This is a genomic window from Providencia sp. PROV004, from assembly GCF_011045615.1.
In the GTDB taxonomy this organism is placed as follows: Bacteria; Pseudomonadota; Gammaproteobacteria; order Enterobacterales; family Enterobacteriaceae; genus Providencia; species Providencia rettgeri.
The window spans coordinates 23562-39032 of sequence record NZ_CP042859.1 but is presented as its reverse complement, the minus strand read 5'-3'; the positions used below and the strand labels follow the sequence as shown (position 1 = coordinate 39032).

Sequence of the window (15471 nt, the reverse complement as noted above, 5' to 3'; positions counted from 1 at the left end):
AATGGCCGGCGCAAAAGAGATACGTTCCAAGATCGGAAGTGTACAAAATACACAAAAGATCACTAAAGCGATGGAAATGGTCGCTGCGTCCAAAATGCGTAAAACGCAGGAACGCATGGCGGCCAGCCGTCCTTATGCAGAAACCATGCGCAGTGTGATTGGTCACCTAGCGTTAGGTAATCTGGAATATAAACATCCATATCTCGAAGAGCGTGAAGTTAAGCGTGTCGGGTATCTGGTTGTTTCAACAGACCGCGGTCTGTGTGGTGGCTTGAACATTAACCTGTTCAAAAAACTATTAGCAGATATGAAGTCATGGTCTGAGAAAAACGTTCAGGTTGATTTGGCTTTAATCGGTTCTAAAGCGGTATCATTCTTCGGTTCTGTGGGCGGCAATGTCGTGACTCAAGTTACCGGAATGGGGGATAACCCAACGCTTTCGGACTTGATTGGTCCAGTTAACACAATGCTACAAGCCTATGATGAAGGGCGTTTGGATAAACTGTATGTGGTGACGAATAAGTTCATCAATACAATGTCTCAGGAGCCAACTATTCTTCAATTGTTACCATTGCCTGCAAGCGATGATGAAACACTGAAGAAGAAGTCTTGGGATTACATTTACGAACCCGATCCTAAGGCGTTGCTGGATACCCTGCTACGTCGTTATATCGAGTCGCAGGTTTATCAGGGCGTCGTTGAAAACCTGGCTAGTGAGCAGGCCGCACGAATGGTAGCGATGAAAGCCGCTACTGATAATGGTGGAAACCTGATCAAAGAGTTGCAGTTGGTTTACAACAAAGCTCGTCAGGCCAGCATTACTCAGGAGCTTACCGAAATTGTTTCGGGTGCTTCCGCGGTTTAACAGCTAGGTTTACGAATTACGTAGAGGATTCAAGATGGCTACTGGAAAGATTATCCAGGTAATCGGCGCCGTTGTGGACGTCGAGTTCCCTCAAGATGACGTACCAAAAGTGTACGACGCTCTTGAGGTTGTTAACGGTAAAGAAAAACTGGTGCTGGAAGTTCAGCAACAGTTAGGCGGTGGTGTTGTCCGTTGTATCGCAATGGGTACATCAGATGGCCTGAGCCGTGGTTTAGAAGTTGTAAACTTAGAGCACCCAATTGAAGTACCAGTAGGTAAAGCAACTTTAGGACGTATCATGAACGTTCTGGGTCAACCTATTGATATGAAAGGTGATATCGGCGAAGAAGAGCGCTGGTCAATTCACCGTGCTGCACCTAGCTATGAAGAATTAGCTAACTCAACAGAACTGCTGGAAACCGGTATCAAAGTAATGGACTTAATCTGTCCATTCGCTAAAGGTGGTAAAGTTGGTCTGTTCGGTGGTGCGGGTGTTGGTAAAACAGTAAACATGATGGAACTGATCCGTAACATCGCGATTGAGCACTCAGGTTACTCAGTATTCGCAGGTGTTGGTGAGCGTACTCGTGAAGGGAACGACTTCTATCATGAAATGACCGACTCAAACGTTCTGGATAAAGTATCACTGGTTTATGGCCAGATGAATGAGCCACCAGGAAACCGTCTACGCGTTGCGTTGACTGGTCTGACTATGGCTGAAAAATTCCGTGACGAAGGTCGTGACGTACTGCTGTTCGTTGACAACATCTATCGTTATACACTGGCAGGTACTGAAGTATCAGCACTGTTAGGTCGTATGCCTTCAGCGGTAGGTTATCAGCCAACGCTGGCGGAAGAGATGGGTGTTCTGCAAGAACGTATTACCTCAACTCAAACGGGTTCTATCACTTCCGTTCAAGCGGTTTACGTTCCTGCGGATGACTTAACTGACCCATCACCAGCAACTACCTTTGCTCACTTAGACGCGACAGTTGTTCTGAGCCGTCAAATCGCATCACTGGGTATTTACCCTGCGGTTGACCCTCTGGATTCTACTAGCCGTCAGCTTGACCCACTGGTTGTTGGTCAAGAGCACTATGATGTTGCTCGTGGCGTTCAGTCTATTCTGCAACGTTACCAAGAACTGAAAGATATCATTGCAATTCTGGGTATGGATGAACTGTCTGAAGAAGACAAACTGGTTGTTGCTCGTGCTCGTAAGATCCAGCGCTTCCTGTCTCAACCATTCTTCGTTGCTGAAGTATTTACCGGTTCACCAGGTAAGTTCGTTTCTCTGAAAGACACTATCCGTGGCTTCAGTGGGATCCTGAACGGTGATTACGACCACCTGCCAGAACAAGCGTTCTATATGGTTGGTACCATTGAAGAAGCTGTGGAAAAAGCGAAAAAGCTTTAATCCAGCTGACAGGAGGTTGATATGGTAGCTGCAATGACATACCACCTGACTGTAGTGAGTGCTGAAAAACAAATGTTTGAAGGCATGGTACAGAAAATTCAGGTGACAGGTAGTGAAGGTGAGCTGGGGATTTACCCGCAGCATACCCCGCTGCTGACTGCCATAAAACCGGGCATGGTACGTATTACCAAACAGTTTGGTGAAGAAGAGCTAATTTACCTCTCCGGCGGTATTTTAGAAGTACAACCAAATGGTGTTATCGTACTCGCTGATACAGCGATCCGTGGTAAAGATTTAGACGAAGCTCGTGCAGTGGAGTCTAAACGCAAAGCGGAAGAACACGTCCGTAAAGCTCACGGCGATGTTGATTATGCTCAGGCATCAGCAGAACTTGCAAAAGCAATAGCGAAACTTCGAGTCATCGAGTTAACTAAAAAGCTAATGTAATGATAGCGGTATAGTAAAAAAAGCCAGTTGGTTAAGTCTAACTGGCTTTTTTATTTGAGCGAAATATGTAGTAATTTATAAAGGAAATAGGTTTACTTTCATCCCTAAGTTGGAGTTTCAGGAAAAATGACTGTGCAAAGAAAAAGTGTCGTGATTTTAGCTGCCGGTAAAGGCACACGGATGTATTCAGAGCTACCTAAAGTTTTGCATTTGCTTGCAGGCAAACCAATGGTTCAGCATGTTATAGATACAGCAAAATCCATTGGTGCATCAGATATTCATCTGGTATACGGACATGGCGGTGATTTACTGAAAGAAAAACTAGGTGAGCAAAACCTCAATTGGGTATTGCAGGCCGAACAGCTCGGCACTGGCCATGCGATGCAACAAGCCGCGCCAAGCTTTCAAGACGATGAAAATATTGTCATGTTATATGGCGATGTACCATTAATTGCTAAAGATACCTTAGATCGCTTAATTGAAGTGAAGCCAGAAGGTGGTATTGGCTTGCTGACGGTTATTTTAGATAACCCAACAGGGTATGGCCGTATCATTCGTGAAAATAATGAAGTTGTCGGTATTATTGAGCAAAAAGATGCGACTGAAGAGCAACGTAAAATCCAAGAGATTAACACTGGGATCATGGTTGCCAGTGGTAAAGATTTCAAACGTTGGTTGGCACAGCTGAACAACGATAACGCACAAGGCGAATACTATATTACTGATATTATTGCATTAGCACATAAAGAAGGTAATAAAATTGCAACCGTTCATCCTAAACATTTAAGTGAGATGGAAGGGGTGAATAACCGCCTACAGCTGGCTGCGTTAGAAAGAGTTTATCAGAAAGAACAAGCGGAAAAACTGTTATTAGCCGGTGTGATGCTAATTGACCCTGCACGTTTTGACCTGCGCGGAAATCTAATTCATGGTCGCGATATTATTATTGATACTAACGTGATTATCGAAGGTAACGTTACATTAGGGAATAACGTACATATTCAATCTGGCTGTATTTTGAAAGATTGTGTAATCGGTGATAACTCAGTGATTAGCCCGTATTCAGTCATAGAAAACTCTGAATTATCAGCTGAATGTACGGTTGGTCCTTTTGCGCGTTTACGTCCAGGTGCTAAATTAGCAGCCAAAGCACACGTCGGTAATTTCGTCGAAATGAAAAATGCCTCTTTAGGTTTAGGTTCTAAAGCGGGTCATTTAAGTTACCTAGGCGATGCTCAAATCGGTGATAACGTCAATATTGGCGCAGGTACCATCACTTGTAATTATGATGGCGCCAATAAACATAAAACTGTTATTGGTGATGATGTATTTGTAGGTTCAGACACTCAATTAGTCGCTCCAGTTTCTGTAGCAAAAGGTGCAACAATTGGCGCGGGTACGACGGTAACTCGTGACGTGAATGAAGACGAACTCGTTGTCAGCCGTGTAAAGCAAATGCATATTAAAAACTGGCAACGTCCAGTTAAGAAAAAATAAGTAAATATTGAGGAGAGGTAGCGTTATCTCTCCTATGATAAAAAAGCTATTTAAATAGCAAAAATTAAAATAGCTACCCAAGGTAGCAATATAAAAATAATATCCCCATTTTCTACAAGGCTGGGGAGCAGTGAAAACTGTACAACAATTAGGTTGCGACAAATAAAGGTTTCTCAAGAAAGAAACCTTTTGTCTAGGAATCAAAAAAATATGTGTGGAATTGTAGGTGCTGTTGCACAACGTGATATTGCAGAAATTCTGTTAGAAGGTCTTCGTCGTCTTGAATATCGTGGTTATGACTCAGCGGGTATGGCTGTAGTTGATCACGAAGGTCATTTGCAACGCTTACGTGAAGTCGGCAAAGTGCAAATGTTAGCGGAAGAAGCGGAGAAAAACCCAGTATCGGGTGGAACGGGGATTGCACATACCCGTTGGGCGACTCATGGTATTCCAAGTGAACGTAATGCTCACCCACATACCTCTGGTTATATTGCCGTTGTTCATAACGGCATTATTGAAAACTATTTAGAACTGAAAGATGAACTGAAAAAACTCGGTTATGTCTTTAGTTCAGAAACAGACACTGAAGTGATTGCCCATCTTGTTCACCATGAACAACAAAAAGGTGGCTCGCTGGTGGAAGTGGTTCAACGTGTTATCCCACAATTACGCGGTGCTTACGGTACGGTAATTATGGATAGCCGTATTCCTGAATTATTAGTCGCTGCACGTTCTGGTAGCCCATTGGTTATTGGTTTAGGTGTCGGTGAAAACTTCTTAGCATCAGACCAATTAGCATTGTTGCCTGTGACTCGCCGCTTTATCTACCTTGAAGAAGGGGATGTTGCTGAAGTTACTCGTCGTACTGTTCGTATTTTTGATAAAAATGGTGAAGCTGTTGACCGCGAGCAAATTGAATCAAACGTTCAATATGATGCGGGCGATAAAGGCGTTTACCGTCATTACATGCAAAAAGAGATTTATGAACAGCCGATGGCGATTAAAAACACCCTTGAAGGGCGTTTTAGCAAAGATAATGGCATTGACCTGAGCGAATTAGGCCCTCGTGCGAGTGAAATTTTATCTCAAGTTGAACATATCCAAATCGTAGCTTGCGGGACATCTTACAATGCTGGCATGGTGGCGCGTTATTGGTTTGAGTCTTTGGCCGGTATTCCCTGTGATGTGGAAATCGCTTCAGAATATCGCTACCGTAACCCTGCACACCGTAAAAACAGTTTAATGATAACACTGTCTCAATCAGGTGAAACCGCAGATACACTCGCAGCCCTGCGTTTATCTAAAGAATTAGGCTATTTGACCTCTTTAGCAGTGTGTAACGTTGCGGGCTCTTCACTGGTACGTGAATCTGAATTTGCCCTGATGACCAAAGCAGGGGCTGAAATTGGTGTGGCATCCACTAAAGCGTTTACTACTCAGCTAACTGTCTTACTGATGCTAGTGGCGTATATGGGTCGCTTGAAAGGCGCCAACCCTGAGCTCGAAGAAAACATTTCTCACGCTCTACATGCATTGCCTGCGCGTATTGAAAGCATGTTATCGCAAGATAAAGTTATCGAAGCATTGGCAGAAGATTTCTCAGATAAACACCATGCGTTGTTCTTAGGCCGCGGTGATCAGTTCCCTATTGCCGTTGAAGGAGCACTGAAATTAAAAGAGATTTCTTACATTCACGCAGAAGCGTATGCTGCTGGTGAGTTAAAGCATGGCCCATTAGCGTTAATTGATGCCGACATGCCTGTTATCATCGTTGCACCTAACAATGAACTGTTAGAAAAACTGAAATCAAACATCGAGGAAGTTCGTGCGCGTGGTGGTTTGCTGTATGTATTTGCTGACCAAGATGCGGGCTTTGAAGCCAGTGAAAATATGAAAATTGTTTCTCTGCCTCATGTTGAAGAGCTCATCGCACCTATTTTCTACACCGTTCCTCTGCAACTGTTGTCTTATCACGTTGCATTGATTAAAGGTACAGACGTAGACCAACCCCGTAACTTGGCGAAGTCGGTGACAGTTGAGTAATCAATAAATTGATTAATAAAGGGCTCATTATTTAACCGTAATGAGCCTTTTTATTTTTTTGTCATAATATAATTTCTATTTTTTGTTTTTTTTAATATAACATAATAAAAAACAAGGAAATAAACATATGGAAATTATATTTATTGATATTATTGATAAGGAATATGAATTTGTATGCCAACTATATTGGCAGCTTGAAGAAAATGGCCGATTTTCATATTCAATGATTAAGATAGAAGAAAAAACACAATTAAAATCCAAAGAAATAAAAGCTATTGTGGCTAGAAGCTGCAAAGCTTATTGTTTAAAACTAAAATGTGTAGCATGTGGTGAAATGGAATTTTTACGAGATAGGAGCCATTTTTCACATTTAATTAATTTTGAACATATTTGTGTTGATTGTATTCGTATAGAGAATGAAAAAGAAAGGCAAGAAAAAATTGAATATATTGATAATCTATTATTTTTAAAAAAAGAAAATGCTTTAAGTATCAATGATCTTTCTTTTGAAAATAGTGTTTTTTTACTTGCACTTATACGGTGTTGTGCTGATGAAAATCTAATGTATTTAGATAGCTTGGATAATCAAAGGTATAAAAAATTAACACCGAATTATAAGTTTGACCTGTTAATCATAGAACAGCTTTATACTGCAGGTGTGATTGCAGTAAGTTCAGTTACTAATTTAAAGTATATAAGTGTTAGTGAAGATTATATTTATTTTAATAATATATTTATGTGCTGGGAAGTTATTTTTAAAGAAACTAATAGTTTATCTACGATTATTGACCTACTAGAGCTAAAGTTAGCTAATATTTATTACTTACAAGAAAATAAAAAATCACTGATTGAGTTATGTAAGAAAAATAATCTATTTGAGTGTTTTTTTTATTTAAATTATGAAATGGATGAATATAATTTTACATCTTTTCAGATTGGTGAAAAAACAACAAAAAACATCACCTATTTATTAGAAAAATTATCTGTTGGGCAAGTTTTCTATATTATATCTAAAACGGTTACTGATGCTTTTTTATATCACCAAAAAAAATCGACTAAAATCAACAAAGGGCAAGCTGCTAACTCTGTTGTTGATGCAATGAAGCGAATGCATGAAAGGTATCTAGCTAATGGATGGTCTCCCTATTCAAAATATCGGCCTCGTCATTGCCCTCAATCGGTACTTTGTCAGGTTTTATTTGTATTTATCTTGCAAACAGATGATGGCGGTATTCATAAATCGTTAAAACAAATTATAACTGACGATGATAAGGGGATTTTCTTGAATCATTAAAACTGATTTTATGTCTTAATGATTCAATCACCTAATCTTGCTGCATAGGAAAGTAAAACACATTTTTCATACTAGATAATTTTAAAATAATATCAGCACCAAGAATGATAAAATTAAGTATTATTATTTCTTCTTAAATCCACCTTAATTATTATGTTTAGTGTTTTTTATTTAAATTAAATATATAAATGTATTGGGAAATAAATCCGTAATATACTGATGGTAAGAATAACCCGACAATCTGTTTTTGCCGGGTTATTCTTTATTAAAATGAAAGTTTACTTTTTTTATTATATCTTTCTATTAATATGTCTTTCCCATTTTTTAAAGTGATGTTGTGAGTAAATCGATTATCATTTATTGTTAGTTTTTTGTTTTTATTGGTTATTTTGATGATGTAATTATTTATTTTATATATGGAACCATCCGGTTCATTTTTTAATAAATCAAACATATTGATAAAAATTGCATTTTCACTATTTATTTTGTTTTCATTATGATTTTGTATTAACTCTATTTTTTTTGAGTTTGGTGAACTATAAATAAAATAAAGGTTTTTTTTCATTAAATCATTTTTAAATGCGCTAATATCGTATTCTAATGATTTTTTTTATGAGGTTTTGTGCTTTATTTTTGTGTGTGTTTTTTAAATTTTTTGTGTTTGTATCTATCTTTTCAAATTTCATCTTTAATAAAGAGACACAGTTAGTGTTGATGGGTTTTTCTTTTATATTGTAGCTGAATGATTTTTTATTATTAATAATACTATTGTTATTCTTTATTTCTATAAAATATTTTAATCTATCTATGTTCATTTTTAATGATCTCCATTTGGTTTATAATTATTTTATTGGAGTGGAGTCATTATCTATATCAAAAAAAGAGACTAAGGCTAACCCTTTAATAAATTTTCCAAATCATTAAATATAGATTGCCATTCATTATCATTTATTTCCATGAATCCCATATAGCGCAGCATAAAAGCGCCTTCTGTTGCTAGAAATACAATTCTTGCTTGTTTGCCTTTTTCTGTTGAAGTATCTAGTCTCGCAAGCCGTTCACGATACCAAGTACGCGTACTTTCCAGGTATTCAGGGGTTTGTAATAAGGATGCCATTAAGGAAGCGCCTTTTGCCATTGCAACTTTATCGTGCTGGTGGGTAGCTTGCATATGAGCAAAAATTTGCCCTTCAGGAGAGTTATCTTGCAGCGTCACTTGATTAAAAATTTCATCGTAAGACTGGCCCCAACGCTCAAACATTGCATCAATTAAGGCATCTTTATTGCCAAAACAGTACTGAACACCGCCTTTGGAGATCCCCATCGCTTTGGCAACTGCATCGATAGTGAGAGCGGTAGCACCTTGTTGTAGAACAATATCTTCAGCGGCATCAAGTAATTTTTCTCTATCGATTGTTCGTTGACGTCCCATTTAGAAAAACCTCTTTTCAATACGTACGTATGGATTTATATTGTAGCACGATCAGCACAAAAATCATGATCAAATAAACTCATTGAGAGAATTTTATGTTAACCGATTATAAGCGCTGGATAGTGCTTCTATTAGTTTCAAGTGTACTGTTTCTTATCGTTATTGATGTCACTGTACTGTATACCGCGTTACCTAAATTAACCCATGATTTAGGCGCTACGTCATCTGAAAAACTGTGGATAATGAATGCTTACCCACTGGTGGTCGCTGGGTTATTACCTGCTGCAGGGATGCTAAGTGATAAAGTTGGTCACAAGCAAATGTTTTTATTGGGGCTACCGTTATTTGGTTTAGCCTCGTTGTGTGCTGCTTTTTCACCAACAGCAACAAGTTTGATTTTGTCTCGAGGTTTTTTAGCTGTTGGCGCAGCGTTAAGTATGCCTGCCACCCTTGCTATTGTCAGGCATGTTTTTTTAGATCCAAAAGAAAGGGCATTAGCTATTGGAATATGGTCTGCGGTTGCATCTGGTGGTGCGGCAATTGGTCCTTTGATCGGCGGTATCTTACTTAACCACTTTTGGTGGGGCTCTGTTTTTTTAATTAATGTTCCAGTCGTTTTATTGGTTATTCCGTTTGCGTGTTACTTGATCCCTAAGTGTGGTGGTAACAGCGACAAAAAAATCGACATTTTCGGTTCTATTTTAGTCTTAATTGGCTTAATTGGCGTTATTTATGCGTTGAAGGAGCTCGGAAAACCTTATACAGACTGGCCTGCGGTATGGGCTTCAGGCGTTATTGGTGTTTTCTTTTTGGTGGTATTTAGAAATCGACAAGTTAAATCAATATCCCCAATGATTGATTTTACGCTATTAAAGCATCCTAAATTCAATGCAGGGCTGATGATGGCTGTGTTATCTATCGTGGTTATCGTTGGTGTTGAATTATTGCTCAGCCAACGGCTGCAACTGGTTTTAGGTTATACTCCGTTTGAAGCGGCTTTATATATCATTCCAATTCCATTGGCTTCAGTGATAGCTGCACCATTGGCAGGTATGTACCTTCATAAATTTGGTGAGATAAAACTCACTGTTTTCGGGTTTACTTGTACGTTAATTGGTGTCGTTGGTTTAACGATGGTGTACCAAACTTCGACAGGTATTTTGTTACTTTCATTCCTCTTTCTTATTGGGTTTGGCCTTGGTGCGATATTCACGACGGCGTCAACGACAGTGATGTTAAATGCCCCTGATGAAAAAGCAGGAATGGCAGCATCAATTGAAGAAATTGCTTATGAAATTGGCAGTGTCTTAGGTGTAACCTTTATGGGGGGACTAATGAGTGCAATTTATACTTTGAAACTCTCATTACCTGAAGGCTTAACAGTCAGTGATAAAGTTTATGACAGTATTGATGAGGCCTTATTAGTTTCTGAATCACTACCAGAAAATACTGCATCAGCATTGATAAATCAGGCAAATATTGCCTTTGACCATGCTTTCTTAGGGGTGATGGTAGCAACTATTTTTGTTCTGCTGATCAGTATTATTGTTCTGCCTTATTTGTTACGTTCCAAAAAGGCATTAGTAAATTAATTAGGTTGATTTTCCCGCAAAAAGGGAGCTTTTACTCCCTTTTGCTCTTTATTTTATTTTGCGGATTAATACCGTTGCGAGTAATGGGCTAATTGCAAATAGGGCGAATAACCAGATTGAAGCTTGCTGTGCTCCCGCGATCCCTCCGGGGCTAATTAACCCGCTATTATTGACGACGACTCCCACTAAGGCGACAGATAGCGCGGTTGCATACAATTGAATGGTAATAATTGAAGATGATGCGAGATTTTCCTCGCCCTCTGGCGCATTCTTAAAAACACGTAGTACGAGATGAGGCCAACACACACCAATTCCTAGACCAACCCCAGCCATGGCGATGAGATAAATAACGAATAATGGCCATGATTCGATAAGTTGTTGATTATGCGTTAGAACAGCAAGTACAATTAAAGAAATAAATATGATGACCGGGCCAATTCGAATAATTCGGATAACAATAGCCCCCGTTTTATTGGCACTAAAGAGTGCCCCAATGGTCCAACCCGCTGCCATTATTGCAGTTAAATAACCTGCTGTGAGCGGAGAAAACAAATGGATGGTTTGTAAGAAATAAGGGACATAAATTTCGGTTGTCATGCCACCAACTAACAAACACATGGTTAAAAATATGACGCCAAGGGGATTCTTGAGTGAATAGGCTCCTGTTGGTAATAAACGTTTGTCATTTTTACCATCGAGTAAAGCAATAGTCAGCAGTATGGCTAGGCCAATTAACAAGCCAATTAGGTTCATGAATAAACTATCAGACAAACTTCCAATTGAGATAGCAAGAACGGATATCACTAACAGAGAAATCGCTAAGAATGGAATTTTACTGGTTTTTGGTGCTTGAGTTTGTTTTTTAGGGAGTTGATTGATGACAATGAGCGCTAGAAAAACCGCGACAGGAAGTAAAGCCCAAAACGCCCAACGCCAGTGGCCACTTTCAGCAAAAATACCACCAATTGCAGGGCCACAGAGTGTTGCTATTCCCCACATACCTGAAACAACACCCATGGCTCGAGACCATAAGTTTTCAGTAAAAACAATGCGAATTAATGCATAGCTAAGAGCAAATAAAATACCGCCACCAAGTCCTTGTAATGCTCTCCCGCCTAGTAATACCAACATTGATGGGGAAGCTGCGCACCAAATAGACCCTAAAGAAAATAGAATGAGCGCGAATAAATAAGAAAATTTAGGCCCAAAACTGTCTAATACTTTACTGGAAAGGGCAGAACCAACAATGGATGTTGCGACAAATAAAGTGGTATTCCATGCGTAATATTCAAGGCCGCCAATATCGTTAACGACACTGGGCAATATGGTTGTTACGATATAAATATTGATAGCATGTAGTGCTACTCCGCCAGTTAAGGCAATAGTGAGTAATGCGTTGGCGCCACTGAGTAAATCAGCCCACTTGGCTTGAGGTACGGTTGATGTTTCATTGCTCATAGAGAGACCCGCTAGACGGAATGGTGGAAAAAGAGGTATTATCCAAGTAATAGCTTGGATAATAGAGTCGCATAATGATTAATGCAAGTAATTACTTTGATAATCTAAATTTAACACAGGCTGTGGATAAGGTTCTTTTTTGTATCAAAACTAAAGGGCCTATTTCTACCGCAGTGATCGCAAATGATTTAAATATGACAGGGGAAGCAGCAAGGCAACACATTCAAAAACTGACTTCGTTGGGGTTAGTTGAGGGGGCGCAGTGCTTATCGCAAACAGGGGCTGGGCGCCCTCGGCAAAATTGGGTGTTAACAGAACTGGGGCATCAACGTTTTCCGGATACTCATGCGCAACTTGCTCTTCAATTGATTGATTCTGTTCGGACTATTTTTGGTGATGAAGGACTAGAGAAGCTGATTAGCCAAAGGGAAGCGGAAAGCCGAGAAAAATACTTTGCGCGTTGTAAAAATTTACCGTTAGCTGAGCGGCTTGAGGCGTTGGCTGAAGTGCGTAGCGAAGAAGGGTATATGGCGAAGGTTGAACAAGATGATGACAGTTGGTTGTTTATCGAAAACCATTGTCCAATTTGTGCCGCAGCCACTGCTTGCCAAAATTTTTGTCGTTCGGAATTGGCGTTGTTCAGTGATATTGTGGGTGATGACGCTAGCATTGAGCGTGAACAGTACTTATTAAATGGCGCAGGGCGTTGTGTCTATCGTGTAAAGGTTAATAACTAAATACCAAGACAGCTTGGTATTTAGTTTAGTAATAGTATTATCTCTCAATCATCAATGTTTCAGTTGACTCTATATGTGGTGCTAGCTCTTCGTTATCAAGCCATAACGGTTTCTTACCAAACTGCTGGTATAACGAGAGTTGGTCTTGGTAGTGAGGTGAAGGTTTTCCTTGCGGGGAAATAAAGCCACTTTGCCCTGGAGCAACAATGTCCCATGCACTCACCCCTTTTTCGGTAAACACAATTAGGTCGTTTTCAGTTCCCCGATTATGGTATTCATTTTGATGGAAATTTTCTTGAGGTAAGGCTTGTGGCACACCAAAGAAATTATTTTCACGGAAGGTTAATGCTGTGGCGGGTGTTTGCCAATTAGCTGGGTTATCACCGTATTTTACTCTCATTTTTTGGTAGGTCGCATTCAGTGCTTTTCTAATTACATCATTCCGCGATTGTCCTGAAAATAGATCGATAGGCTGGGGTATTGGCGATTTATCTTCTAAGAGAGACTCATACAGTAATTTTGCGCCTGTACTGATATTTAAAGACCCTGTAGGGCCTTCTTGTGTCGTTTCATAACCACTTGCTAGATACCATTTATCAAATGGTGCGGGGATCGTTTGGCCTAGAGTGGCTTTAAGCATTTCTTTTAACCAAATATCGAGGATTGCAGACCCTGGATGAACATAGTGTTTTCCATCACCTGATAACTGGTTTATACCATCCCACTGTTGGAGCAAGGAGACTAATTTGACGGTATTGTCATTTGACGGCAAACCTTGTGTCGCTTGAGCTAAAAATGGGGTAAATAAGCGATGATTGAGGTCGACACGGCTAGTTTGCTGTAAAATCGTCCACATATCATCAGCTGTTAACTTATCATAGGCCTCAATGCGGTTATCGATTTCTGTTACTCTATCTGCACTTCCCCATAAGAAGGCAAATAAGTCGCTAGCAGGATAATTTTTAGCTGGGGAGTTATTCCAGTTAGCGATGTAACCGGATTTGGGATTATAGACTTTAGGATTATTTGCAAAGGGCTGCATCCCTTTCCAGTCCCATTCTCCCGTGCCTGATACGGGTAAACGGGGGTCATGGTTAGTTTGGCGTTTAGGGTAGTGCCCGGTATGTACATAACCAATATTTCCGTCTTTATCCGCATAATACCAATTAATCGTCAGTGCTTGGTTTTGTGCTTGGTCTAGCCATTGCTGCCAGTTTTGCGCCTGCCCTTGTTTTACCCAAGCCATTAAGGATGTAAGCTCTTTGCCATCCCATGCGCGAGCTTTGCTGTATGCGGTGTGAGTGGTATTATCACGCTTGACTACATTACCATGCACAGTGCGGTATACTTCAAAAGTAATGGGTTTTTCACCTTTTACATTTAATGTCTCTTGGCGCGATAGCATTTGTTTCCACTGCCCTTGGTGGAAGTAGCTATTTGGATCTTCAGGTGAAATTTGTTCTGCAAAAATATCAACGCCGTCACCAAAACCCGCTGTAGAGCCCCAAGAAATTTGCCCATTATGACCGAATAAAATAGCGGGATAAGCAAACGGTGTATTTCCAACAATATTAAACCCGGCTCCATGTAACCCTATACCGTATGTATAGGCAGGGTTAAACCAACCAAACTGTGGGCCATTAAGTAAAATGGCTTTTGCGCCAGACGCTTTTGTTTTTCCAACAAGCCAAACATTACTGGTGGTTGGATACCCTGCTAGGCCATTAGCACCGCTTTGTTCATATTGTTTAGCGATTAACGCATTATTTTCCTGGGAAGAAAGCGCTATTAATTTTCCTGTTGCATCTTTTGCCGTGCGTTCAAACATGGGAGCAGTAAGTCGGTAATCACTAATTTGATTCAATTGCGCTATATTTTTTGTTTTTTGTGAATTTGAATAGGTGAATTCTTCTGATGAGATTGTTGTTGGTGCGTTGGGGTTATTAAGCCAATTAATTTGGTTAAAAAACGCCATTCCCATTTGTTCACCATACTTATCTTTAAGCGCAGTGAGTAATGCTAGGTTATCAATTTCACTATTCATATCGGAAAAGCGGTTTGCCATTGTACCGACCATTATCATCGCAACATCAAAACTCGTCCATTGGGATGGTAAAAAATCATAATCAATGAACTGTTTAGGCATTAAGTCATCCGGTTTAGCATTGATTTGTTTAATCCATGCATTCATGCCATCCGCATAACCCTGCAAAATATCTTGTTCTTTAGGGGATAATTGCGTGATTTGCTGGTGGATAGAATCAGGCCAATAGTTGTTTCTGATTTCTTTATCAAAAGAAATGTAATCTTTACCTAACACTTCGGAAACTGTTCCTTGGGTACTGCGTTTAGCCATTTCCATTTGGAATAATCGGTCTTGTGCCACAGCATAGCCATATCCATAGAAAAGGCTATAAGTATCACTGGCATAGATGTGAGGAACACCATAGTTATCTCGTTCAATTTTAATTTGAATTGACTGAGAAAATGATGAGAGTGGTAGTGAACTTAAACTTAAAACAATAGCGGTAGAGATGAGGTGTTTTTTCATTTATTGAGTCTCATGTTGTTATTATTTTTTTGAGACTAGCACTATTGTGTTGTTAATAAATGGTTAATTTATGGTTAATTGTTAATATGTGAATCACGATCACAGAAAAGGATACATAAATTTAAATAAATTACAAAA

General features: G+C 39.7%; 12 protein-coding genes. 8 read left to right on the top strand and 4 right to left on the bottom strand.

Going from position 1 to position 15471, the window contains the following annotated elements; all coding sequences use genetic code 11:
- Position 1 precedes the first annotated feature (1 nt).
- The 6 genes from atpG to FVA69_RS00110 all read left to right on the top strand — a co-directional run bounded on the left by atpG (position 2) and on the right by FVA69_RS00110 (position 7563).
- Positions 2–865: a F0F1 ATP synthase subunit gamma gene (gene atpG / locus FVA69_RS00135; RefSeq protein ID WP_110731519.1), complete on the top strand. Its 864-nt coding sequence runs from the start codon at positions 2–4 to the stop codon at positions 863–865.
- A gap of 34 nt (positions 866–899) precedes the next feature.
- Complete coding sequence (gene atpD / locus FVA69_RS00130; protein ID WP_004906293.1) at positions 900–2282, top strand: F0F1 ATP synthase subunit beta; 1383 nt, start codon at positions 900–902, stop codon at positions 2280–2282.
- A gap of 21 nt (positions 2283–2303) precedes the next feature.
- The gene (locus FVA69_RS00125) at positions 2304–2729 is read left to right on the top strand and encodes a F0F1 ATP synthase subunit epsilon (RefSeq protein WP_004906291.1); all 426 of its coding nucleotides are present in this window, start codon (positions 2304–2306) and stop codon (positions 2727–2729) included.
- A gap of 126 nt (positions 2730–2855) precedes the next feature.
- Positions 2856–4226 carry a bifunctional UDP-N-acetylglucosamine diphosphorylase/glucosamine-1-phosphate N-acetyltransferase GlmU gene (gene glmU / locus FVA69_RS00120; RefSeq protein ID WP_164528229.1) on the top strand — a complete coding sequence of 457 codons (1371 nt, stop codon included), beginning with the start codon at positions 2856–2858 and terminating at the stop codon, positions 4224–4226.
- 210 nt (positions 4227–4436) lie between these two features.
- Positions 4437–6269: a glutamine--fructose-6-phosphate transaminase (isomerizing) gene (gene glmS / locus FVA69_RS00115; protein WP_004906751.1), complete on the top strand. Its 1833-nt coding sequence runs from the start codon at positions 4437–4439 to the stop codon at positions 6267–6269.
- Positions 6270–6396: 127 nt separating this feature from the next.
- Positions 6397–7563: a hypothetical protein gene (locus FVA69_RS00110; protein WP_117162962.1), complete on the top strand. Its 1167-nt coding sequence runs from the start codon at positions 6397–6399 to the stop codon at positions 7561–7563.
- Between the two features lie 265 nt (positions 7564–7828).
- Here the strand turns inward: FVA69_RS00110 and FVA69_RS00105 are convergent, their stop codons facing one another.
- Positions 7829–8128: a hypothetical protein gene (locus tag FVA69_RS00105; RefSeq protein WP_164528228.1), complete on the bottom strand. Its 300-nt coding sequence runs from the start codon at positions 8126–8128 to the stop codon at positions 7829–7831.
- Positions 8129–8455: 327 nt separating this feature from the next.
- Positions 8456–8995: a TetR/AcrR family transcriptional regulator gene (locus FVA69_RS00100; RefSeq protein ID WP_123382687.1), complete on the bottom strand. Its 540-nt coding sequence runs from the start codon at positions 8993–8995 to the stop codon at positions 8456–8458.
- Between the two features lie 95 nt (positions 8996–9090).
- Between FVA69_RS00100 and FVA69_RS00095 the strand changes: the two genes are divergently transcribed.
- Complete coding sequence (locus FVA69_RS00095) at positions 9091–10587, top strand: MFS transporter (RefSeq protein ID WP_164528227.1); 1497 nt, start codon at positions 9091–9093, stop codon at positions 10585–10587.
- 48 nt (positions 10588–10635) lie between these two features.
- On the opposite strand, the gene FVA69_RS00090 is transcribed toward FVA69_RS00095, so the two are convergent.
- Positions 10636–12045, bottom strand: coding sequence for an MFS transporter (locus tag FVA69_RS00090; protein ID WP_164528226.1), 1410 nt, complete (start codon positions 12043–12045; stop codon positions 10636–10638).
- Positions 12046–12119: 74 nt separating this feature from the next.
- Here FVA69_RS00090 and FVA69_RS00085 point away from each other — a divergent pair, with 74 nt between their 5' ends.
- Positions 12120–12782 carry a helix-turn-helix transcriptional regulator gene (locus FVA69_RS00085; RefSeq protein ID WP_117162963.1) on the top strand — a complete coding sequence of 221 codons (663 nt, stop codon included), beginning with the start codon at positions 12120–12122 and terminating at the stop codon, positions 12780–12782.
- Positions 12783–12819: 37 nt separating this feature from the next.
- Here FVA69_RS00085 and FVA69_RS00080 read toward each other — a convergent pair whose 3' ends face one another.
- Entirely contained in the window at positions 12820–15333 is a 2514-nt protein-coding gene (locus tag FVA69_RS00080; protein ID WP_164528225.1) for a penicillin G acylase, read from the bottom strand.
- Positions 15334–15471: the final 138 nt, after the last annotated feature.

Bases quoted from the DNA above. Each gene is read 5' to 3' on its own strand.
- atpD (WP_004906293.1), top strand. From the start codon at position 900: ATGGCTACTGGAAAGATTATCCAGGTAATCGGCGCCGTTGTGGACGTC.
- glmS (WP_004906751.1), top strand. From the start codon at position 4,437: ATGTGTGGAATTGTAGGTGCTGTTGCACAACGTGATATTGCAGAAATT.
- FVA69_RS00105 (WP_164528228.1), bottom strand. From the start codon at position 8,128: ATGAAAAAAAACCTTTATTTTATTTATAGTTCACCAAACTCAAAAAAA.
- glmU (WP_164528229.1), top strand. From the start codon at position 2,856: ATGACTGTGCAAAGAAAAAGTGTCGTGATTTTAGCTGCCGGTAAAGGC.
- FVA69_RS00095 (WP_164528227.1), top strand. From the start codon at position 9,091: ATGTTAACCGATTATAAGCGCTGGATAGTGCTTCTATTAGTTTCAAGT.
- FVA69_RS00125 (WP_004906291.1), top strand. From the start codon at position 2,304: ATGGTAGCTGCAATGACATACCACCTGACTGTAGTGAGTGCTGAAAAA.
- FVA69_RS00085 (WP_117162963.1), top strand. From the start codon at position 12,120: ATGATTAATGCAAGTAATTACTTTGATAATCTAAATTTAACACAGGCT.
- FVA69_RS00090 (WP_164528226.1), bottom strand. From the start codon at position 12,045: ATGAGCAATGAAACATCAACCGTACCTCAAGCCAAGTGGGCTGATTTA.
- FVA69_RS00110 (WP_117162962.1), top strand. From the start codon at position 6,397: ATGGAAATTATATTTATTGATATTATTGATAAGGAATATGAATTTGTA.
- atpG (WP_110731519.1), top strand. From the start codon at position 2: ATGGCCGGCGCAAAAGAGATACGTTCCAAGATCGGAAGTGTACAAAAT.
- FVA69_RS00100 (WP_123382687.1), bottom strand. From the start codon at position 8,995: ATGGGACGTCAACGAACAATCGATAGAGAAAAATTACTTGATGCCGCT.
- FVA69_RS00080 (WP_164528225.1), bottom strand. From the start codon at position 15,333: ATGAAAAAACACCTCATCTCTACCGCTATTGTTTTAAGTTTAAGTTCA.